We start from the raw sequence: 21,055 nt of genomic DNA, 5'->3' as shown, positions 1-21,055 counted from the left end.
AAATCTGTTACCAAGCCATTGCTATCCGAGTATTACATTTATTGTCATTAGGTGCTCTTATGCTAACCCAACTGCTTCCCATGCTTGCCATTACCTTTGCTGTATTTGTGCTGTTCTTTTTGTTCATGGGCATTGGCTATATGATCAAAAAAGAACCACTACGTGGCTCTTGCGGACGCGTGGCCAATCTTATGGGTGATGAGACTTGCCAGTTTTGCGGCGATGACCCCAATAAATGCGACAGTATTACTGAAGCGCAAAAAGCACAGATTAATGCTGATAAAGCCAAACAACTGGGTAGATCTGCTGTCTAAAGTAGCTCATAGCTAACAATCTGACTTTATAATCTATTAATACGCGTTCAAAATTAACGCTGCGTAGTCGAAGCGCTTCTCTATTGATGTCTCTACTAATACCGCTACTGACTTTATTGTTTGCCCTACCAGTAACTTGATAACTGTCATTATCCGATTGTCGTCCTGTCACCAAATAGTTAGCTTCACAAGACACTCCCAATCGGCTATTAAACCATCGCTATCAAGGCGATGGTTTTTTGCTGAAACTGATCCGGTCATTAAGGTGCTCTAAGCCACTTGTCCTTCCGCCTTTGCTCCGCCTTAATTGACTTCTAAAATCTTAAAAGTGGTCTGTTATTTATGTCTCAATATTCCCGCTCTGCTCAGTCTGATAAGGCAGCGACTACCGCCAAAGCCACACCGTCACCGCGACTCACCTTCTGGCTAGTACTCGTTGCTATTATGCTACTGTCATCGAATATGCGCTCGCCTATCGTTGCGCTCGGCTCCATCGCTCCTGTGGTACAAGATGCGCTACAGATCTCCGAGATTCAGATTGGATGGCTTGGTGCCATACCGATGCTAATGTTCGCCTTAGGCGCGTTGGTTTCTCCGACTATTGGCAAGCGTTTTGGCTTAGAGAATACGCTGATCGTGATGTTGACTCTACTGACAGCGGGTATTGTACTGCGATCGGTATGGGACACTTGGACAGGATTTTTGATTGGCACTATGATGTTGTCATTAGCGATCGGCTTCGCCAATACCTTAGCCGCGCCGATTATCAAGCAGCGCACCCCCAATAACATTCCTTTAATCACGGGGATATTTAGTCTGACCATGACCTTGGTCGCTGGTCTGATTGCTGGGGTTTTGTATCCACTAACGACGAAGGTCGGCTGGCAGTGGGCGCTTGGCGGCTGGGCAGGGCTAGGTATCTTAGCGATAGGTTTTTGGATACTATTACGCGTCAAGCTTGGCTCCTCACATCGTCTCCCGCAATCAATGGATACCATCGCCAGTGAAGACATTGCTATCTGGCGCTCAAAGCTGGCTTGGCAGATGGCTATGTTTATGGGTTTGCAATCGGTAATGTTTTATATCGTCGCTAGCTTTTTACCTTCAATCTTGGCAGGTAAAGGCCTTGATCAAGTTAAAGCCGGTCATATGGCCTCGGTCTTTCAGTTTATGGCCCCCATTGCTATTATCAGTATGACTTGGGTGATCAGACGCGGGATATCTATCCAAATAGTGGCAGTGGTAGCCTCTCTCTTTAATGTCATTGGTGCATTAGGAATAGCCTATTTGCCTATCTCGCTAGCAGGAGTTTGGTCTGCCTGTATGGGCATCGGCTGTGCGGGAATATTCACCTTATGTATGATGTTGTTTTCGCTGCGCACCTATACCCCCCATCAGGCGAGTAAACTGTCCGGCATGGTCCAGACCATTGGCTACCTAATCGCCTTTTTTGGCCCACTAGGTACTGGTTGGCTTCACGAACAAACGGGCAATTGGGATACGCCGCTCCTGCTCTTACTCATTCTCATGGTCCTCAATGTAGGTATGGCTTGGCTCGCCAGCAGACCCATTATGATTGATGGTAAAGCTACTGAATAAAAACAAGATATCAAGGCCTAAAACCACCGATTGAGTCAGCACTGCTGGCTAAGCCAGTAAAGACTTGTACCGAAGGTTTGTTATACTGAGGGCAATTTTCTTATTACTTAACTATCATGGCAACGCTCTTATGAAGTTTTCAAAATACGGTCAACAATTCACCAAGCCCAGTAGCCTTTCGCAGATTATGGATGACTTGGGCGATGCACTGCGTAGTGAGACGCCTGTTTATCTACTAGGTGGTGGTAATCCTGCGCGCATTGATAAGGTAAACGAAGCCTACTTAAAGGCCTATAATTCTTTAGGGGCTGGCGGAATAGGTAGCTCGGCTATTGAGTCGATTACCAATTATTCAAATCCGCAAGGCGATGCCAAATTTATCGATACCTTGGTCGATTTTTTTCATCGGCATTATGACTGGCAATTGACCCGCGACAATATCGCGCTGACCAATGGCTCGCAAAACGCTTTCTTTTATTTGTTTAACCTATTTGGTGGTCAATTTGCAGCGGACGACGGCGAGACGGTCACTAAGTCTATCTTACTACCGCTTGCCCCCGAATATGTGGGTTACAGCGATGTTCAGATAGACGGCAAGCACTTCATCGCTATTAAACCAGAGATTGAAGAGGTCACTCATGAAGGCGAGTCAGGATTTTATAAATATCGTGTCGATTTTGATGCCCTGCGTGACCTTCCTGCATTAAAAAACGGTGAAATTGGCGCGATTTGCTGCTCTCGTCCAACCAACCCGACAGGTAACGTATTGACGGATGAAGAAATCGCCACCCTAGTCGATATCGCCAAGCAGTACGATGTACCACTTATTATCGATAATGCTTACGGTGAGCCGTTTCCCAATGTCATCTACCCTAATGTAAAACTGCATTGGGATAACAATACCATCCTGTGCTTTAGCCTATCCAAAATTGGCTTGCCTGGCGTACGTACCGGCATCGTTGTCGCTCATCCTGAGGTTATTAAAGCCATCAGTAGCATGAATGCTGTGGTGAACTTAGCACCAACACGCTTTGGCGCTGCTGTTGCCACGCCGCTATTTGAAGATGACACGCTAAAGCAGCTTTGTGATGATACCATCAAGCCTTTTTATGCTAAGAATGCCAAACGAGCCGTCGACCTGATAAAAGCTGAACTTGGCGACTATCCAGTATTTATCCACAAGCCTGAAGGCGCTATATTCCTTTGGGTGTGGTTCAAAGATTTGCCCATCACTACGACTGAGCTTTATGATCGACTGAAAGCCAAAAACACGCTCATCGTACCGAGTGAATATTTCTATCCGGGACTGGATATCGAGGGCTTCCCACATGCTTATGAATGTGTCCGCATGAGTATCGCTGCCGATGAGCAAACGCTAACAGCGGGTATAAAAGTCATCGGCGAAGTGGTGCGTGAGCTGTATGATCATCGTTAGCTCGTTACCGAATACGATATTGAAGATAAAAGAAGATTGTCATGTTTTTAGACGCCTTAAAGCACATCGGCCGCCATCAAAGCAAAGCTCTTTAACGCCTATAACGAAGCGACTGATAGAGCGCTTGATAGTGATGGCGTTGAAGGAAAAGCAGAAGCTTGTAAACTGCTAGACCAGAGTATAGATTAGCGCTTTTATCTTAATTCAGGAATAAAAATGAGCGGTTAATACGCTAATTTCAATAAGCTATTGGCGTTTGCGTATTAACTCAGATCTATCAGACACTTCTAAATCAAAGCCTCACCACTACAAGTCTTCTACGCCTGCCAAAAAACTTTCTATTTTTAAGATCCCTCAGATAGTATCAATCTCAGCCAACGCGAACAGCGCCAGTCTAAGCAAAGCTAACTAACGCTCTGATTGATTGCCAATCTATCCTACTATAGAAGCGCGTTTAATCGTCTGACTTAGTATCCCTTGTTACCTCTCCCCTACTCTTATATGGCTAACTTTAACTCTCTCATGCCATAACCAATTCTAGACAGCGAACAGGCCAATAAAACGCTACTATGTAGTAGGCTTATTTTTAAAGAGTATTAACAGAATATAAGCAAAACTGGGATGAATTTTACGACGCCTATGTCTGTGAAGCTGCAGCAAGCTAATAAAACTTATACTAGTTTCACGCTAGAATTTATTCTTGACACTTTTATTTTAAGTTGACTATAAATAATGACCGTCAGTAGCGCAGTCGTTATGTTGGTATTATCTAAGCAGTTGGGACAGCGTCATGACAAGATTTAAAGGAAAGCACCCTATGCACTCGACCTCAATAAAGCATTTGAGCTTAGCCATATTTAGTAGCCTGTCACTGATGGCCTGCCAGCCTGCACCAGACACAACCACTCAGGACAGCGCGAATCAAGAGGCTATTGCTCAAGATAGCACTGCTCAGAGTACAAATAGCGCGCAAAACAATTCGCAAAGTGCGGAGCAAACGATTACCCAGCCTATTACTATCCTAGCGCTGGGCGACTCGCTTACCGAAGGGCTTGGCGTAGCAGAGCAAGACAGCTATCCTGCGCAGTTAGAGGCCGCGCTTCATGAAGCCGGTTATGTCAATGCGAAAGTCGTCAACTCAGGGCTAAGCGGTGAAACCAGCACTGGCCTGGTCAACCGTCTAGACTGGGTGATGAAGACCAAGCCCGATATTACGATTTTGACCACGGGCGCAAACGATGCTATGCGCGGTATTGAGGTAGCGATGATCGAGAAAAATATCCGCACCGCCATTGAGCGCCTGCAAGCGGGCGGCAGTACGGTCATCTTGGGCGGCATGCAAGTCTATGACAATATGGGCAATGAGTACGTTAAGTCGTTCTCAGATATCTACCCACGTATCGCTGAAGACACTGGCGTGGCCTTTATTCCGTTCTTTTTAGATGGCGTGGCCGCCGATCGTGAGCTGAACCAAGACGATGCTATCCACCCGACCAAGGACGGTTATACAATAATCGTCAATGACAACATCTTGCCTGTGCTTAAGCCCACACTGGCGCAAGTGCTTGACTCAAATCAATCGTCGCCTGACACTCAATTATCGACTGCTACCACTGCTGAGACTTCATAATGACTGCTACGCTCGACGTTAAGACAAACCCTGTCACATCAAACCATAAGCCAGACAGCCAACCATTGCTTCACGCCAACAATCTTAGTAAAAGCGTGTCGGTCGGTGACCAACGTATTGATATCATTAAAGGGATAGATATCAGTATCGCTGCTGGTGAGTTTGCAGTGATTATGGGTAAATCTGGTTCGGGTAAATCCACCCTATTAGGACTGCTCGCTGGGCTAGACTATCCTGACTCAGGAGAAGTGTGGCTGGACAATCAAAACTTAACCCAACTGAGTGAGGAGGCTTTGGCACAAAAGCGCCAGCAAGATATGGGCTTTGTCTTTCAATCTTTTCATTTACTGCCGACACTGACGGTAGCTGAAAACATCGCCTTTCCGCTGGATATTGCTCGGCGTTCTGACGCCAATCGGGTCGAGGAATTACTCGTTGCCGTTGGGCTAACGCATCGCCGTGACAGCCTGCCGCATCAGCTGTCTGGCGGGGAGCAACAACGTACTGCCCTCGCGCGCGCGTTAGTGGCAAAGCCAAAAATTATCTTTGCCGATGAGCCTACCGGAAATTTGGACGAGCAAAACGCGCAGCAAGTGATGAACTTACTGTTAGAGCTGCAACAGCAATCTGGCACGGCACTGGTGGTGGTGACCCATGACCCTGCTTTGACTGAGCATGCCAATCAGGTGATTACTATTGTGGATGGTCGGGTGGCAGGTTAGAGAATCCATCCCCAGCCCTTCCTTTGGAAAAGGAAGGGGGCAATCCTATCAGACTCCCGTCAAACATTGAATAGACCCGCCATTATGAGTAAACCTTCTGCTTCGCCGTCATCGTCCTCCAACCATTTTGCAAATCCAAGCAGCTCATCATTAGGCAGCTCTCCATTAGGCAATAAGGCTGTCCGGCGCAGTTGGCTGCAACATTGGATTTATCCGCTGTTGTTTTTGCTAGCAATGGTACTATCGCTGTCCACCTTCTTGACGCTCGACTCTATCCAGCAGTCGGTGCGCGATTACGTGGCGGACAACCAACGAGCGCTGGTCGGGGGCGATCTTATCTTGACCAGTCAACAAGCATGGCCGAGCGATGTTCTGGTGGCAGTCAAACCCTTTGAGCCGGATAATGTCGTCTACGATTATCAATTTAATGCGATGATTTCAGGGTCGTCTGATTCGTTGGCGACCGCTGATAACGAACAGGCGCTACTTGCTCGTATCAAAGCGGTATCGCCAAACTATCCCCTGTATGGTGAGGTCGAGCTGGCCTCCGGTAAGCCGCTGTGGCAACAGCTCGGGGCAAAGACAGTGGTGGTCGAGGCACAAGTCCTAACGGGGCTAAACGCACGTATCGGCGATAAGGTGAAGATTGGTGAGGCCACCTTTACCATTGCTGACGAGCTGCTCGCTGAGCCAGACCGACCGCTGACCGCCTTTGGCTTTGGTGCGCGCGTGCTAATGGCCAACGATGGCTTGGCCGCCACCCAGCTGCTCGGTCAACGCAGCCGCATTAACTACCGCATTGAGCTGGCAGGGACACCCGAGACCATCACCGCTGAGCAATCACAGCTCCAAGAGTTGCTAAAAGCTCAGGACGACATCACCTTCACGGACGCTGCCAATACGGACACTTCAGTGACTCGCGTGTCCGACAACGTGCTGATGTTCTTAAAGCTGCTGGTCATCGCCGTGTTGTTTTTATCCGCTGTGGCGCTGCTTAGCGTGGTCAAAGCCTTTGTCAGCTTACAGCAAAAGTCTAATGCTATCCGCCGCGCACTGGGCGAGTCGGTCAAATCCATCAAGCGCAGCTATTATCAGGTGTTTATCGCTATGGCATTGCTCGCTTGCTTGGGGTCGGTGCTGGTCAGTATCGTCATGCTCAAATTCGGCGCGCAATACCTCACCGCCGTGTTACCTGCCGATATTGGCTTGTCTATTAACCTGCTCAGCGTGCTTAAAATCAGCGTGGTGGCTCTGGTCATCACCTTACTTATCGTCCAGCACAGTCTCTACGCCGTCACCCATACCAAACCCTCTGCCGTCCTCCAGCAAGCGACCAATAACGCCCGGCAGCACCCGCCTTTATATTGGTATGCGCTGGTGCTGCTTGCCGCTTATGGCCTGCTCGCCTTTGAATTTAGCTCCCTCATAACTGGGCTAAAAATGCTCGGTGGTATGCTGCTATTGGCAGGCAGCTTCTGGTTACTAGCACGCGGTTGGCTCTGGTTACTCAATAAGTTGTCTAGCAAGGGCAAGCTTGGCTGGATGCCAAGAACGGCAATTCATAACTTATCGCGCAAGGGCAATCAATCGGGGCTGTTTTTCGTTACGCTGGCCTTATCCGTTGCTGTACTGACCATGATTACCCTACTCAATCACAGCTTAAACACCCAATTCGTCAATGCTTATCCAGAAAACGCGCCGAATCTATTTTTGCTTGACGTACAAAGCGAGCAGCACGAGCAGTTGAACGCCATGATTGACGCACCCATTACCTATTATCCAGTGATTCGGGCGCGTATTAGCGAAGCAGGTGGCGTCAAAGCTAGCGACATTGACTCTGGTACGGGTGATGACCCCACGCGAATCTTTAATTTAAGCTACTCTGATACGGTCATGGATACAGAATTTATCGTATCGTCGGTCGAAGCTGACCAGCTTTATGCGCCTATCGAGAATGCTACAGCTACTGAAACACCTGAAAATAGTAGCAATACAGTGCAAACGAAGAGCGCTTTAGACTCGGTCGTGCCCCTATCCATTTTAGACACGGCTGCAGAAATGCTCGGTGTCGGTCTTGGCGACCGCGTTCACTTTAATATTCAAGGGATAGAAATCACCGGGCAAATCACCAGTATCCGTCAGCGCTATGAGCGCGGTCCCAGCCCGTACTTTTACTTCCTATTTGAGCCGTCGGTATTGGCGGATGCGCCGCAAATTCAATTTGCCACCACCAAAGTCGCAGAAAGTGATATTCCACAACTCCAAACTGACCTTGCGCGCCAATTCCCCGCTATTACCAGTATTGACGGCGGTGCGATTGCTAAGCAGGTGCAAGGCTTCGTGGCGCAGATGAGCCGCCTTGTGCAAGTGTTTACCCTGCTCGCGTTGATCACCGGCATTATGGTACTCATTACATCGCTGCTCTCTACCTCCCAAGACCGTCTAAGAGACAGCGCTTCGTTCCGCCTGCTCGGTATGCAGACGCGCGACCTGTATAAGATTAATATTCTGGAGATTGGCCTACTGGGACTGAGCGCGGGCGTCATCGCTGTGCTAGGTGCTGGCGTCGCCGCTTGGGTGGTTATTACACAGTGGTTTGACTTGCGCTTTGCGGTGCCGTGGGGTAGCTTTAGTTTGGGAGCATTGATGCTAATGGCGGTGTTGCTGATTATTGCGATTAGCTATGTGCGCTTGGTGATTGGTAAAGGGATTATGGCGAGAGTGAGGGGGATGGTTTAGAAAGCTTCTAAAATTATTTAATATTTTAAAAACTTCTAGTATATTATATAAATTTAATTATACTTTAAAGCCTTATACACGATGAACTTACTAATTAAAGTCCAGAGCCAATACCTTTTATTCCTAATAATATTTTTAATAATAACTGCAGCGTCATTAATAGTGTTATCTAAAAAATACAATAGTGTAGATTTGGAAAAAAAGTTTAATACCTTCTTCAATGTTAAACCCGGTAATTTAAACTTTAGAGTTCTGACTGACCATATAGCCTGGTTAATGTTAATTCTTAGTCTTTTAGATATAGTTCCAACTCTAGCTAAAGGAGCAACTGAAGAAAATACTATTACTACTAGTCTAGGTCTGCTTCTAGTAACTTTTTTTACGTTGTTAATCTTTTTTAGAGCTTACGGTGATTTAGCGCTTAACTCAATGAACTTAAGTTCTTTTAAGTTACTTTGTCTACTGGTGACATCTTTTGCTATATTTTCGTTAGCTTTCTATGGTTATAATTATAGCTTTATCTGATGGAATATCTTACGCTATGTTTAGTTTATCGTTGAATTTAGTATGAAGTAATTAGTCGTAACTCATTGATATATGTGATGAGTAAGCGTAGGGTGAGTTAGCGATACCGTAACCCACCAAATAAAGTGCTTTCCCCTCTCCCAAAAATCCATTTCTGAATACTCATCCTATGCCCAATCTAAAGAATAACGACCGCTTTTTGCCTCATGATGAAATATTGAATAGCGCTAATCAGCAGGGCTGCCATGTGACTATGTTTCAGAATTTATAGCCAGTCTTAAATTTTGATAGACATCAATAATATTGAGATGTGACCGCTAGCCCTGATTGCAGCGGCTATCCTTGTCTACCCATGAGATTGTGGCGACTTAGCGCGTCAGAGTCTCGCGGTAGCAGGAATCTGACCCGTCTTAGTCGCCGCTCTCATGGGTGGGCAAGATAATAGCGGAAAGCAGGATTAGCTCCAACTACTCAGTAAGCTAAAATAAAACACCCTACCTTTTCGTCTGGAACAGCGTCGTCCATCGGCTCAGCGCAAATAGCGTATAGGGTAATAGGCAGGTGTTGATAATGTCGTGGACACTAGCGGCAATCTCCTTTGGGCCAACTCCATGCGCTGTGCCGATATACATGAGGTCTAGCACCTCGGCCAATAAGGCGATTGTGGTGGTAATCAGCAGCGCTAGTACACCCCTATTCACCCTAAAACGTCGAAAAACAAACAAACCCAGCAGATAGATGCCCATACCTGCATAGATGTGTAATGCATCTTTTTCAAGCCCTGTGGCATGGACCAAACCCATCTTTAGAGACTGAAAATTCAAAGCGAACCTCGCATAGTATTAAGCAAAAATTGGACACGATTGCCCTTAAGCGTGTTGACTGCCCCTGTTATTCTTTTAATGAGGCTGTTTTTTAATGAGGCTATCTTTTAGTGAAGCGACTATTTGCTAAATTACAGACTTTTGTTCCCCTACTTTAATCGTCTGGTGACAAAGGCACAAGGGTTAAAAACCCTTTAATTAAGACAGTAGTGGCGCGATAATCGTCTGAGCTTTAGCGGCTTATAGCAACAGGATAAACCTTGTCATAGGCGAGATTGTAGAAAAAGCCGTAGACCACATAAAAGGTGGCCATAGCGATGTCCATCATGAAGGCTTGCCACAGGGTGATGCTCAGATACCAAGCAATAAACGGCATAAACAATATAAGTAGACCGCCCTCGAATAAGAGAGCGTGCAGTACACGGATGGGAAGGTTTTTTTGAACGCTACCACGCAACTTGAGCAGAGCGTGGTCGAAGAGGATATTGTACAGATAGTTCCAGAGTGTGGCGGTAATCGAGCCGCCTATGGCAATGACGCCCATTGAGTGCAGCTCGTAGCCAAACACTAAGGTGGCGAGCGGCGCAAAGATCAGCAGGCCGATGATCTCAAAGCCTAGAGCATGACGGATACGGTCTTTGGGGCTTCGCATATCGCCTGATTGCCTTGTTTTAGCCCAGCTAACTCACACCTTTCTACCTCCTAAACATTCCACTCGACGAAGTTCTTTAGCAAGCGTAGGCCGTCGTCATGGCTTTTTTCGGGATGGAACTGAGTGGCGAACAGGTTGTCTTTGATGACGCTAGCGCAAAACGGCTGACCATAGTCACAAGTGGCGGCGATGACCGACTCATCTTCGGGCGCGCAGTAATAGCTGTGCACGAAGTAAAAATGGGTGTGGTCGTCGATGCCCTGCCAAAGCGGATGACTTAAATCCATGCCAGAGATGGTGTTCCAACCCATATGTGGGATTTTAATCTCGTCGCCCGCTTCGTCCACCCACAATTCATCAAATTTGATAACTTGACCTTTGATAATATCAAGGCAGGGGGTACGTACGTTTTCAAGCGACTCAGTAAAGAGCGCCTGCATACCCACACAGATGGCCATGACGGGCTTGTTAAATACCGCGTCTTTGACCACCTCGTCGATACCTTGCGCGCGCATTTCGGCCATGCAATCGCGCATAGCACCCACGCCTGGGAAGACAATCTTGTCTGCTGCTTGGATTATTTTTGGATCGTTGGTGATAGACACCTCTGCGCCGACAGCAGCTAGGGCTTTACTGGCGGAGTGTAGGTTGCCCATGCCGTAATCTAATAGTGCTATTTTAGTCATCGCTTACAACGCCTCTTTGGTCGATGGCAAGGTGTGCAGGGCGCGCATGTCATACTCGCAGGCCATGCGTAGGGCGCGAGCAAAGGCTTTGAAGGTACTTTCAATCTGATGATGGCTGTTTTTGCCCTTTAGATTGTCCAAGTGCACCGTCATCCACGCATGATTGACGAAACCAAAAAAGAACTCACTGAATAAATCAACATCAAACTTACCAACATAAGCACGGGTGAACGGAATGTCCATGTGCAGGCCTGGACGACCCGAGATATCGACCACGGCGCGCGATAATGCTTCGTCTAGTGGCGCATAAAAGTGACCATAGCGGCGGATGCCTTTTTTATCCCCTAAAGCTTTGGCAAAGGCCTGCCCTAGCGTGATGCCGGTATCTTCGACGCTATGATGGTCATCGATAAAGGTGTCGCCTTTGCAGGTGATGTCTAAATCAAACAAACCGTGACGCTTAATTTGGTCAATCATATGGTCTAAAAATGGCACGCCAGTATCAACTTTACCTTGACCAGTACCGTCTAAATTGACGGTAACGGTAATTTGGGTCTCTGCGGTGATGCGCTCGACGGTAGCGATACGGTCATGGCGACCAGAAGGGTTTGAACTAGACTCAATATTGGGGCTTGGCTGAGAACTCATGGCTGACTCGCTGTTTTAGGCTTATAGCGTTAAAAGTGGAAAAAAGGAAAAGTAAAATGGGAATAATGCTGTGATAATAACAAACGCACCGTTTTTACGCCATGCTGGCAGGTGATGTTTGGTAAAATACTGGCATTGATTCAACCAATTTGGCGCAATTTGGCATCACTAGCCTTCGCGCTGAGCATTTAATGATATTAAGACTGACATTAGGAAAATAAGATGCCTTTAGAAGCCGTTGCGATAAATACCTTTGATGCGCCGCTGATGCGTGAAATGACCCAAGATAATGAGCTACGCTCGCGAATTGCTAAGCTTTATACACAGAATCAAGACTCGTCTGAGGACGCCGTAGAAGGTGAAGCCACTGTGAAGCTGCTTGAGGCAGCGTTTAAGCGTGGGGCGATACTTTATGTGGGTATGTTTAATGATAAGCCTATTGCCGTGGTCGGCTGCTTTGATGACGAGCAGACTGACACACGCAGGCTACAATATTTAGCCGTGCATCCACAAAATGCCAATCGCGGTATCGAGGGCAAGTTTATCAAGCAAGTCTACGATGCTGAAGTCAAAAAAGGCGTTCGCCACTTTGTGCCAGTAGACACCGAAATTCATCGAATTATGACTGAGTACGAGATGCTGACGGCAAACTAATAAAGACATTTGTGGGCTTGTTTTATAGCCAGTATAGGTATAGAGTCAAAAAACTAAGGTAATAGTGCTATTAGCGAAACGCTTTATAATAAAAACCTTAAAAATAACTTGACACTGACTCCGATATCTAGTTTAATAGCGACCTCAAACGAATACGGCTCGATAGCTCAGTCGGTAGAGCAACGGATTGAAAATCCGTGTGTCGGCAGTTCGATCCTGCCTCGAGCCACCATTTGTTTGATCAGATACTAAAAAATTGGATTGGCTTATTTGCTGACCCCACCTTTTCCCCAAACTCCCCCGTTTGGGGTTTTTTTGTGTCTTAAGATTTATACTCTATGTAAGTCTGTTCTTTTATCGGCTAATTTGGCAGCTGTGGTGACTCTTATAGCATTATCAGCCAGCGCCTACTTCTGGAATACTTGCTACGGGATAACAAAGTCGTAGTGGTTGATTTTGCAGCTCAATAAACCCATACGCTTCATAAAATGACTTCGCTGTGTCATCTTTAGCATCCACAACCAGAAATGCAATGCCAAGGGTTTGGGATAACTGCTTAGTAGTGTTAAGGGCATGCAGAAGTAAGTCGCCCCCTAAGCCAAGTCCTTGATAATGCTCATCGACTGCAAGGCGACCTAGTAGGACACAGGGGATAGGCGTATGCTTGGACTGTTTCTTTAGCGTATTGGGGTCATCTGCTTGCTCTATCTGATTAGCAGATAGTGTATAAAATCCTGCGACTGTCTCACCCTCATGAGCAACATAGATGATTACCTCATGACGTTTGAGCATTTGGCTGGCAAGCTGCTTAATAAAGCGGTTGATTGGCTCATTACCACAATCAAAAGCCTTTCTATTATGAGTCTTTTCAAGCTTACTTATCTGCAACCTTATAACCTCGCTCAAACAATGCTGTCATCTTGTCATTAGGTTCTGGCGGCTTATCTAGTAAAGTGACGGCGTTTTGCCACTCCAAGTCAGATAAGAGGATGCGTTGGCTATTCTTAATAGTCTCTAGCGCTTTTTGATAGGCAACCTCCACCATAAAACTACTGACACTGACTCCCGTCAAGCTACTGGCCTTTTCTATGGCTGATTTGGCCTGCGTCGTGGTGCGTATATTAATACGTTCATTGGCTAGCATAACTTTTGTTCCCATTTAATTTGTGGGTCATTTTGACGTACATGATATCATATATCACTCACTTTTAGCTGCGTCTACTTCCTTAACCTTTGACCCCATACTCTCATTCTCCATAATAACGCCCCCGAAGCAGCACTTCACAACGCTCGCGCGCGTCCAAATCATACAGCGTGGCATAATAATCAATGCCGTGCCGACCTTCAAAAAACACTACCCTATCGCCTGTATTTAAATAACAAAATTTACGCGCATCATAGATATAGCCGTCAATTAAAAACGCCACATCACGGTCGGTCGCAGTCACTGTATAGGTCTCGCCAGCGGGTACTAATTTCTCCAGCCATGCAGCTTGGACTTCGGTAGCGCTCAGCATTGGCAATGCGGCTAGCAATACGACTGCCAGTGTAGCCATTAGAACAAGCTTGGTGGCAGCTAGCAGTTGGCTCGCCATTAATGGTAAAGCGTGACGTCTCATAAGAATCCTAGTTAGTGGTTCGGTAAATTATCCATTGCTTACACATCTGATAACTTACCCAGCTAATCTAGCCATTATACTGGGAAACTCATTTTCAATCCTCTCTCCCAATCCTTACCGATACTATAGTTAATTCACAATAATATTGGTACAAGGAATCCGAGCGCAGGCTATACAGTCAATAGTATGGCGAGTGAGGATGACACCGTAACAGTTTTATTGTGGGTCGACTATATGCGTGAATTTGATTACGATTTAGACTATAAAACCCTAAACCTGCGTGAGCACCCTGAGCTGTACCGCGTTGGTCGCGGCGAGCAGGGCGTGCTGCTGGTAGAGCCGTACAAGTCCGAGATACTGCCGCACTGGCGCTTTGCCACTCCTGACGTGGCGACCCAAAGTAGCGATATTATCTATCAGATGTTTCTAGACTATTTGGACAATGAGGACTTCGTGGGCGCTGATATGGCGCGAAAGTTCTTGCAGATGGGCTTTACCCGCGCACGCCGATACGCCAATCATAAAGGCGGCAAAAAGTATGACGGCCCCGTCCCTGACGACAAAAAAGGCCAAAGCGGCGCGCATGGCCGTGACGAATTGCCTCGGCAAGAAGAAGACCCTGTCAAAGCAGAATCCGCGCGCATCTTTAAAGAAAAGTGGGACTTGTGCCGTGAGAACAAAACCTATCTGGCGATGAAAAAGGCCCATCGAGACAAATATAAGGATGTAACTTAGGGAGGCTAAAACAGTCCCGAGTCAACTGCAAATATAATAGATTAAGCGTTATAGAAATCCACCCCTACCCTACCTTTATAAAAGGTATCAAAGGAAGGGGGCAGTTCTGCAAAACCCTAATTTTTAAAAAATAGATAGCATATACTTGGCATTGATGCCACTTTTAAAATAACTTTGAGTAACCCTATGGCTAATGACACCACTAACAAACCAAATCACCGCCAACATAAATCGCTACTGATTTTTGATTTTGATGGCACGTTGATTGATAGCGTTCCTGACTTGGCGGCTGCGATTAATGCGATGATGACCGAGCTTGGCCGTGCCGCTTATCCGATTGCAGATATTCGTAATTGGGTGGGCAATGGCTCGCGTCTGCTGGTAGAGCGCGCACTGGTTGGCGATGTCGAGGTAGGCGATAAGCTGACCACCACAGAAGCGGACGCTGCCGAAGAGCTGTTTTTTGAGTGCTATGCCAAGCAAAGCGGCAAGGAGACCGTCGCTTACGCAAACGTAGACAGTGGCCTTAAGCAGTTGGCGGAGGCTGGCTTTACCTTGGCGCTGGTGACCAACAAACCCATTCGCTTTGTGCCGAAGATACTGGCGTCATTCGGTTGGGACGGACTGTTTGCCGAAGTTTTAGGCGGTGACAGCTTACCGAGCAAAAAGCCCGACCCTGCGCCGCTATTGCACGTCTGCGAGCAGCTAACCATTGCCCCTGAGCAAGCTGTGATGATTGGCGACTCAAAGAACGATATCTTGGCAGGGCAAAACGCAGGAATGGACACTTTGGCGCTGACGTATGGCTACAACTACGGTCAAGACATTCGCGACTTTGCGCCAACCGCCGCTTTTGACAGCTTTCAAAATTTGGTCGATTTTGTCTTAGCAAACTACTCGGTCAATCGCGTCTGATAGCGCTTTTACTTACTTTGCTCCGATTGCTAGCGGGCGGAACAAAGTAAAGAAAATAGCCAAAGACAAAAAAGCAAAAGAATGGCCTTGCTATTGGGGTTCTTTAGAGAGGGATGAGAGCCTTTAAGACAAAGCACTGCACACTGCGGACGTAGCCCTTGTCTTGCGTCGGGCGAAACAGCGTTTCGCTTAATCCTCCTCAAGGTTTGCAAGAGTAAATCCTTTAAAGAGGATTTACTGATATAAGGCTCATAGGTAAGCGCTATTACCAAGCTATGGCCGTGCCTCGTCCCGAGACAACAGCAAAGCCAAAAGCCTAATTCCCGCGATAGCTTAATGCTTCGGTCAAATGGCCAGCTTGAATGACCTCACTGGACGCAAGGTCAGCGATGGTACGGGCGACGCGCAACACTCGGTGGTAACCGCGAGCCGAGAGGTTAAGACGCGACTGAGCCACTTGTAGCAGCTGCTTTTCCGCCTCACCAAGAGCCACTATAGCGTCTAATTCGCTAGGGGCCAGCTCGCTGTTGGGTTTGGATTGCCTTGCCTGCTGGCGCGCGTAAGCTTGGGTGACGCGCTCGCGCACTACCTCTGAGGCCTCGCCGCTGCTGGCATTTTGCAAATCACTAATCGGCAAGGCGGGCACGTTGACATGCAAATCGATTCGGTCGAGCAGTGGTCCTGATATTTTGTCTTGGTAGCGTTGAATCTGCTCTGGACGGCAACGACATCGCCCCGAAGGGTCACCTTGATAGCCGCAAGGGCAAGGATTCATGGCAGCGACCAACTGAAAGTTAGCAGGGAACGTCGCTTGCTGGTTGGCTCGGCTAATGGTAATCTGCTTAGACTCTAGCGGCTGGCGCAATACTTCTAATACTTTGCGGTCAAATTCGGGCATCTCATCCAAAAACAACACGCCTTTATTCGCCAAGGTGATCTCGCCGGGTTTGGGCCGCGAGCCACCGCCCACTAAAGCCACGGCCGAAATCGTATGGTGAATTTCTCGAAAGGGCCGCGTGCCATAGTGGTATTCGGTATCGGCCACAGAATAGGTACTGGCAACTTCAAGCGCCTCTTCGTCACTGAGGTCAGGCAAGATGGTCGGCAGCCGTGAGGCCATCAGCGTCTTACCAGAGCCGGGCGGTCCGGTAAACAGTAACGAGTGCCCACCCGCAGCGGCAATCTCTAACGCGCGCCTAGCATGATGCTGACCCTTGACATCAGCCAAGTCAACTTTGTAGTTGACGGTGATAGGCATAACCTTGGCCACTACCGCCTTGAGTAGATTTTCGGTCGCCTGTGCCGAGCGTGACGAGTCATGCTCGGCCTGTAAGTGCTCGCAGACTGCTTTGAGCGTTGGCGCGGCAAAGACAGTCACGCCAGCAACACGGCTGGCCTCTACCCCATTGGCGGCAGGGACGATAAGTTTTCTCGGTGCACTTTTCTTAGTCCCTTCTTTATTCTTACTTCTCGTACCCTTATCAATCTCACTGCTATCTGCGTCTTGGTTATGTTTAATGCCCTTATTATGTTGCGACTTAATAGCCCGCGCTACCGCCAAGCTACCTGCCACAGGTCGCAGGTCACCATTTAATGCTAACTCACCGACGAATTCATAATCATGCAGCCAGTCCGGCTCAATCTGACCGCTAGCCGCGAGAATACCCATAGCGATAGGTAGATCCAGCCGTGCACCGTCTTTAGGCAGGTCAGCAGGGGCTAAATTAATCGTCAGGCGGCGATTAGGAAACTGAAAGTTAGAATTGATAATTGCCGAGCGCACGCGGTCTTTGCTCTCACGAACGGCGGCTTCAGGCAATCCCACAATGGTTAAAGCAGGTAGGCCTTGCGACAGATGAACCTCGACCATGACTTCTGGTGCATGCAGCCCAACGACGGAGCGGGTATGGACTTGAGCAAATGACATAGCATACCTTAGGTTATTTTTATTTGTTATATTGATTGATTAATTTTTCTTACAAGTTATTGATAATAGAAGATTGCTAGGAGTTTGGCAAAAAAACTTTGTAGCGCTTTAATACCACTACAAAAGTCTGCTATATATCCAGACCATTTGTCATTACTCTACAATCATCGTGACTTATTGATAGAGTCATTAACTTCATCACCAATTTAGGAGATCACACATGCTTAAGAAAATACTAGGTATGAAACCAACGCCCACCGAAGATGGGGCTTATGAGCCTTCACCCACTGCGCTTAAGCTGGCTACCCAAAATAAGACAGACTATGATGACAGTGAGTACCGCCTTCGCTATCAGGGTAATAAAAAGGTATTGATGGTTTGTACCGAAGAGCAGTTTATGACCATGAAAAACGGTAAGAAATTCTCTACTGGCAATCATCCCGTAGAGATGTTTGTACCGCTGCTACATTTACAAAAAGCAGGCTTCGATGTCGATATCGCGACACCAACCGGCCAGCCAGTACAAATTGAGCAATGGGCAATGCCAGAAAAAGATGAGGCGGTTAAATCTATTTATGATGATTATCGTAGCCAGTTAGACCAGCCGCTAAGTTTGCATAATTTTGTCAGTCATAAGATGGCTAAATCGAATGATTATTTGGCAGTGTTTTTTCCCGGTGGTCATGGCGCGATGCTGGGGTTGCCGCAGAACGAAGACGTAGGTCAGCTTATTGAATGGGTAACTAAGAAAGACCTGTTCGTATTTGCCATTTGTCATGGCCCTGCGGCTCTATTAGCAGCGGATAAAACTGGCCGTAAAAAGGACTTTGTTTATAAAGGTTATAAGATGGCGGCCTTCCCTGATTCGGTTGACAGTAAAACACCGACAGTCGGCTATCTACCAGGACCTATGCCTTGGAAATTTGGTAAAAAACTCAAAAAACTAGGCGTTAAAGTGGTCAATAAAAAAGCTGACAACACTTGTCAAAAAGACCGCAAGCTCATTACAGCGGCCAGTCCATTGGCGGCAAATGACTTTGGCAAGCTTATTACCAAGGCGCTACTCAAAAATAGCCTCTAATGTGCGTGGCTTCGTAGTACCAAGATAACTAATTTAACTAAAGCAGTTTTTTCGATGTGGGTGTCTTTGTGGTTTAAGACGCCCTTTTTTATATTATTAAAAGGTCTAAGGTGCGATGACCTATTAGGATTACTTACTCTTAGGACAAGAGAGTCGAATACAACTATTCTACAAACGTCTAGAGATATCGGTAGTAAGTAGCTAGCAGGTCGTCATCGACGCTTTCTTATCAATCTTATACCTATCCATATCTTCTACCTCCAAAGGCGTAACCCCATATGATATTTATGGGATTGTCTGAATTTGCTATAATAGTCACTATTAACTGCTCAATTATCTCCTTTCTACTCTCGCCCTTCGCCATCTAATAAGACAGCTGCCATGACTATATCTTCTACCAATTTTTCTGATCAAGCCAATCTGCCGCCCACTACTGAGCGCCCCAACTTCACACCGACTAGTCCGTACGCAAAGCGTCAGTTTTCGGAGGCATCAGACACCGTGCAGCAATTGATATTTGATGAAGATTTAATCCAAAAATATAATCGCTCTGGCCCCCGTTATACCTCCTATCCCACCGCGCTAGAGTTCCAAGCAATTGAAGCAGGAATCGAAGCAGATATTCTTACCAGCCGCGATCCCAATACGCCTTTATCGCTGTATTTTCATATTCCATTTTGTCGGCATCTTTGCTACTACTGTGCCTGTAATAAAATTATTACTAAAAAGAACAGCGATGCAGGCGACTACCTAGAGTACCTATTTGCCGAGATTAGACAAAAGCGTGCCTTACTGACACCGCCTAAGTCCAAGCAACAGTCTAATCAAGTGTCTGGAAAAAAACCCTTGGTACAGCAAATACATCTAGGTGGTGGGACACCGACATTCTTTACTGATGCTGAGTTGGTGGCGCTGTGGGAGTTTTTGCAGTCACAGTTTGAGTTTGACTTGCCTTCTGAGCAAGGCGGTAGGGGCGACTATTCGATAGAGATTGACCCAAGGGAGATTCGTGAGACCACCCTTGAAACCCTACGCAAGCTTGGCTTTAACCGCGTCAGTTTCGGGGTTCAAGATTTGGACAATAAGGTGCAGATTGCTGTCAATCGTGTGCAGTCTGAACAGCTCATTCAAGGCGTTATGGACGAGGCTCGCCGTCTCAAGTTTAACTCCATCAATATCGATCTTATCTACGGTCTGCCGCATCAAACACCAGCGACATTTGCTCATACCGTCTCCCGTATCATCAAGATGAGCCCGGACCGTCTATCTATATTCAACTACGCGCATCTGCCTAGTCGCTTCAAGGCGCAACGGCAGATCAAAGACGAAGACTTACCTAGCGCCGCTGAAAAGCTCACAATGTTTAGCAATACCATTAAAGCGCTTAGCGATGCAGGTTATCAGTATATTGGTATAGACCACTTCGCCAAGCCTGATGATGAGCTAGCAATAGCCCAGCGTGAAGGCAAGCTGCATCGTAACTTTCAGGGTTACACGATATTGGGCGACTGTGATTTACTCGGCTTTGGCGTCTCAGCCATTAGTCAGATTAATAGCACCCTTTATGCCGGTAAAGGCAACAATGCGAGCCACATCTTGCAAAACGATGTGTCACTGGAGCATTATAAAGCCGCTATTAATGGTGGCCGCTTGCCTGCGGTAAAACATATCAAAACCAGTATTCAAGACCGTCTGCGTGCTTACGTCATTATGAATCTACTCTGTCATGACTATATCGATTTTAAAGATGTGAATCGGCAATTTGGCATCGATGCCATTACCTACTTTATCGATGATATTGCTCAATTGGGCGAGATGCAAAAGGACAAACTTATCGATATGGACGCCGCTGGCATTCGTATCCTACCAAAAGGCCGCTTGCTAGCACGCAACGTAGCCATGGTGTTTGACAGCTATCTTGCCAGTAAGTCCAAGGATAGATTTTCGAAAGTGATTTAAGATAATAATGTGATTTAAACATAAACAATTGTGTAACCCAAAAAAGCGCCTGAGATTAGGCGCTTTTTATTCACATTAAAGACGATTGGACAATCTATTGTCGAGCAAGCTATAAGGTAGCGGCGACCCTTGGACAAATGACATCGCTTGCTGCTGACTTTGCGCCTGAAGGCTGGCAGAGGCTATCGTAAATAAGCTGGCTACTGCGGCAGTGAAGCCCAAGAACATTCTGTTTAGCACTCTGCTCGGCTTCCTTGTACTACTATTATTGTGAATGAATGGACTATAGTGATGCAAAAGTAATGCAAAAAAATAGGCAGTTAACCATCACTAACCACCTACAATTATGTCCGGACTTTGTACGACAGCCTTAAGACAACTCAAGCTATAC

The 21,055-nt window shown here is 46.9% G+C and carries 20 protein-coding genes and 1 tRNA gene; 12 read left to right on the top strand and 9 right to left on the bottom strand.

The window, feature by feature from the left end:
- Positions 1-59: 59 nt before the first annotated feature.
- From nqrM to EGV92_RS08280, 6 genes are all read left to right on the top strand, one after another.
- Positions 60-314: a (Na+)-NQR maturation NqrM gene (gene nqrM, locus EGV92_RS08305; protein ID WP_131668731.1), complete on the top strand. Its 255-nt coding sequence runs from the start codon at positions 60-62 to the stop codon at positions 312-314.
- A gap of 342 nt (positions 315-656) precedes the next feature.
- The gene (locus tag EGV92_RS08300) at positions 657-1,913 is read left to right on the top strand and encodes an MFS transporter (protein ID WP_131668730.1); all 1,257 of its coding nucleotides are present in this window, start codon (positions 657-659) and stop codon (positions 1,911-1,913) included.
- Positions 1,914-2,043: 130 nt separating this feature from the next.
- A complete protein-coding gene (locus tag EGV92_RS08295) occupies positions 2,044-3,348 on the top strand; it encodes a valine--pyruvate transaminase (protein WP_131668729.1) in 1,305 nt (434 codons plus the stop codon).
- A gap of 790 nt (positions 3,349-4,138) precedes the next feature.
- Positions 4,139-4,978, top strand: coding sequence for an arylesterase (locus EGV92_RS08290; protein WP_242678655.1), 840 nt, complete (start codon positions 4,139-4,141; stop codon positions 4,976-4,978).
- Complete coding sequence (locus tag EGV92_RS08285; RefSeq protein WP_131668728.1) at positions 4,978-5,700, top strand: ABC transporter ATP-binding protein; 723 nt, start codon at positions 4,978-4,980, stop codon at positions 5,698-5,700. The genes EGV92_RS08290 and EGV92_RS08285 overlap by 1 nt, the downstream gene beginning before the upstream one ends.
- Positions 5,701-5,784: 84 nt before the next feature.
- Positions 5,785-8,439, top strand: coding sequence for an ABC transporter permease (locus tag EGV92_RS08280; RefSeq protein ID WP_131668727.1), 2,655 nt, complete (start codon positions 5,785-5,787; stop codon positions 8,437-8,439).
- A gap of 1,019 nt (positions 8,440-9,458) precedes the next feature.
- Here the strand turns inward: EGV92_RS08280 and EGV92_RS08275 are convergent.
- The 4 genes from EGV92_RS08275 to hisB all read right to left on the bottom strand — a co-directional run bounded on the left by EGV92_RS08275 (position 9,459) and on the right by hisB (position 11,774).
- Entirely contained in the window at positions 9,459-9,788 is a 330-nt protein-coding gene (locus EGV92_RS08275; RefSeq protein WP_131668726.1) for a hypothetical protein, read from the bottom strand.
- A 232-nt stretch (positions 9,789-10,020) separates the two neighbouring features.
- The gene (locus EGV92_RS08270; RefSeq protein ID WP_131668725.1) at positions 10,021-10,440 is read right to left on the bottom strand and encodes a PACE efflux transporter; all 420 of its coding nucleotides are present in this window, start codon (positions 10,438-10,440) and stop codon (positions 10,021-10,023) included.
- Between the two features lie 50 nt (positions 10,441-10,490).
- The gene (hisH, locus tag EGV92_RS08265) at positions 10,491-11,126 is read right to left on the bottom strand and encodes an imidazole glycerol phosphate synthase subunit HisH (RefSeq protein ID WP_131668724.1); all 636 of its coding nucleotides are present in this window, start codon (positions 11,124-11,126) and stop codon (positions 10,491-10,493) included.
- Between the two features lie 3 nt (positions 11,127-11,129).
- Positions 11,130-11,774, bottom strand: coding sequence for an imidazoleglycerol-phosphate dehydratase HisB (gene hisB / locus EGV92_RS08260; RefSeq protein ID WP_131668723.1), 645 nt, complete (start codon positions 11,772-11,774; stop codon positions 11,130-11,132).
- 222 nt (positions 11,775-11,996) lie between these two features.
- Here hisB and EGV92_RS08255 point away from each other — a divergent pair, with 222 nt between their 5' ends.
- Positions 11,997-12,428: a GNAT family N-acetyltransferase gene (locus EGV92_RS08255; protein WP_131668722.1), complete on the top strand. Its 432-nt coding sequence runs from the start codon at positions 11,997-11,999 to the stop codon at positions 12,426-12,428.
- A gap of 156 nt (positions 12,429-12,584) precedes the next feature.
- A tRNA-Phe gene (locus tag EGV92_RS08250) sits at positions 12,585-12,660 on the top strand.
- A 164-nt stretch (positions 12,661-12,824) separates the two neighbouring features.
- Here the strand turns inward: EGV92_RS08250 and EGV92_RS08245 are convergent.
- The 3 genes from EGV92_RS08245 to EGV92_RS08235 form a co-directional block, all read right to left on the bottom strand.
- A complete protein-coding gene (locus tag EGV92_RS08245; protein ID WP_131668721.1) occupies positions 12,825-13,316 on the bottom strand; it encodes a GNAT family N-acetyltransferase in 492 nt (163 codons plus the stop codon).
- The gene (locus EGV92_RS08240) at positions 13,303-13,572 is read right to left on the bottom strand and encodes a type II toxin-antitoxin system TacA family antitoxin (protein WP_131668720.1); all 270 of its coding nucleotides are present in this window, start codon (positions 13,570-13,572) and stop codon (positions 13,303-13,305) included. The genes EGV92_RS08245 and EGV92_RS08240 overlap by 14 nt, the downstream gene beginning before the upstream one ends.
- A gap of 103 nt (positions 13,573-13,675) precedes the next feature.
- On the bottom strand, positions 13,676-14,047 hold the full coding sequence (locus tag EGV92_RS08235; protein ID WP_131668719.1) for a hypothetical protein: 372 nt from the start codon (positions 14,045-14,047) through the stop codon (positions 13,676-13,678).
- 234 nt (positions 14,048-14,281) lie between these two features.
- Here EGV92_RS08235 and EGV92_RS08230 point away from each other — a divergent pair, with 234 nt between their 5' ends.
- Together EGV92_RS08230 and EGV92_RS08225 are read left to right on the top strand one after the other, a co-directional pair.
- Complete coding sequence (locus tag EGV92_RS08230; protein WP_131668718.1) at positions 14,282-14,782, top strand: DUF4385 domain-containing protein; 501 nt, start codon at positions 14,282-14,284, stop codon at positions 14,780-14,782.
- Positions 14,783-14,968: 186 nt separating this feature from the next.
- The gene (locus EGV92_RS08225) at positions 14,969-15,697 is read left to right on the top strand and encodes a phosphoglycolate phosphatase (protein ID WP_131668717.1); all 729 of its coding nucleotides are present in this window, start codon (positions 14,969-14,971) and stop codon (positions 15,695-15,697) included.
- A gap of 316 nt (positions 15,698-16,013) precedes the next feature.
- Here EGV92_RS08225 and EGV92_RS08220 read toward each other — a convergent pair whose 3' ends face one another.
- The gene (locus tag EGV92_RS08220) at positions 16,014-17,624 is read right to left on the bottom strand and encodes a YifB family Mg chelatase-like AAA ATPase (protein WP_131668716.1); all 1,611 of its coding nucleotides are present in this window, start codon (positions 17,622-17,624) and stop codon (positions 16,014-16,016) included.
- A 220-nt stretch (positions 17,625-17,844) separates the two neighbouring features.
- Between EGV92_RS08220 and hchA the strand changes: the two genes are divergently transcribed.
- The gene (gene hchA, locus EGV92_RS08215) at positions 17,845-18,705 is read left to right on the top strand and encodes a glyoxalase III HchA (RefSeq protein WP_131668715.1); all 861 of its coding nucleotides are present in this window, start codon (positions 17,845-17,847) and stop codon (positions 18,703-18,705) included.
- A gap of 381 nt (positions 18,706-19,086) precedes the next feature.
- Complete coding sequence (gene hemN, locus EGV92_RS08210; RefSeq protein WP_131668714.1) at positions 19,087-20,664, top strand: oxygen-independent coproporphyrinogen III oxidase; 1,578 nt, start codon at positions 19,087-19,089, stop codon at positions 20,662-20,664.
- Positions 20,665-20,739: 75 nt separating this feature from the next.
- Here the strand turns inward: hemN and EGV92_RS13915 are convergent, their stop codons facing one another.
- A complete protein-coding gene (locus EGV92_RS13915; RefSeq protein ID WP_165525584.1) occupies positions 20,740-20,904 on the bottom strand; it encodes a hypothetical protein in 165 nt (54 codons plus the stop codon).
- Positions 20,905-21,055 lie beyond the last annotated feature (151 nt).

Origin of the sequence: Psychrobacter pygoscelis, assembly GCF_004335015.1 — a bacterium.
Classification (GTDB): Bacteria; Pseudomonadota; Gammaproteobacteria; order Pseudomonadales; family Moraxellaceae; genus Psychrobacter; species Psychrobacter pygoscelis.
The sequence above is the reverse complement of the archived record's forward strand: the minus strand, read 5'-3'. Positions and strand labels throughout refer to the sequence as shown.

Excerpts from the sequence above, each read along its gene's own strand:
- hchA (WP_131668715.1), top strand. The coding sequence starts at position 17,845 with ATGCTTAAGAAAATACTAGGTATGAAACCAACGCCCACCGAAGATGGG.
- EGV92_RS08225 (WP_131668717.1), top strand. The coding sequence starts at position 14,969 with ATGGCTAATGACACCACTAACAAACCAAATCACCGCCAACATAAATCG.
- EGV92_RS08300 (WP_131668730.1), top strand. The coding sequence starts at position 657 with ATGTCTCAATATTCCCGCTCTGCTCAGTCTGATAAGGCAGCGACTACC.
- EGV92_RS08280 (WP_131668727.1), top strand. The coding sequence starts at position 5,785 with ATGAGTAAACCTTCTGCTTCGCCGTCATCGTCCTCCAACCATTTTGCA.
- hisB (WP_131668723.1), bottom strand. The coding sequence starts at position 11,774 with ATGAGTTCTCAGCCAAGCCCCAATATTGAGTCTAGTTCAAACCCTTCT.
- EGV92_RS08255 (WP_131668722.1), top strand. The coding sequence starts at position 11,997 with ATGCCTTTAGAAGCCGTTGCGATAAATACCTTTGATGCGCCGCTGATG.
- EGV92_RS08290 (WP_242678655.1), top strand. The coding sequence starts at position 4,139 with ATGACAAGATTTAAAGGAAAGCACCCTATGCACTCGACCTCAATAAAG.
- EGV92_RS08220 (WP_131668716.1), bottom strand. The coding sequence starts at position 17,624 with ATGTCATTTGCTCAAGTCCATACCCGCTCCGTCGTTGGGCTGCATGCA.
- EGV92_RS08270 (WP_131668725.1), bottom strand. The coding sequence starts at position 10,440 with ATGCGAAGCCCCAAAGACCGTATCCGTCATGCTCTAGGCTTTGAGATC.
- EGV92_RS08230 (WP_131668718.1), top strand. The coding sequence starts at position 14,282 with ATGCGTGAATTTGATTACGATTTAGACTATAAAACCCTAAACCTGCGT.
- nqrM (WP_131668731.1), top strand. The coding sequence starts at position 60 with ATGCTAACCCAACTGCTTCCCATGCTTGCCATTACCTTTGCTGTATTT.
- hisH (WP_131668724.1), bottom strand. The coding sequence starts at position 11,126 with ATGACTAAAATAGCACTATTAGATTACGGCATGGGCAACCTACACTCC.
- EGV92_RS08295 (WP_131668729.1), top strand. The coding sequence starts at position 2,044 with ATGAAGTTTTCAAAATACGGTCAACAATTCACCAAGCCCAGTAGCCTT.
- EGV92_RS08285 (WP_131668728.1), top strand. The coding sequence starts at position 4,978 with ATGACTGCTACGCTCGACGTTAAGACAAACCCTGTCACATCAAACCAT.
- EGV92_RS08240 (WP_131668720.1), bottom strand. The coding sequence starts at position 13,572 with ATGCTAGCCAATGAACGTATTAATATACGCACCACGACGCAGGCCAAA.
- EGV92_RS08235 (WP_131668719.1), bottom strand. The coding sequence starts at position 14,047 with ATGAGACGTCACGCTTTACCATTAATGGCGAGCCAACTGCTAGCTGCC.
- hemN (WP_131668714.1), top strand. The coding sequence starts at position 19,087 with ATGACTATATCTTCTACCAATTTTTCTGATCAAGCCAATCTGCCGCCC.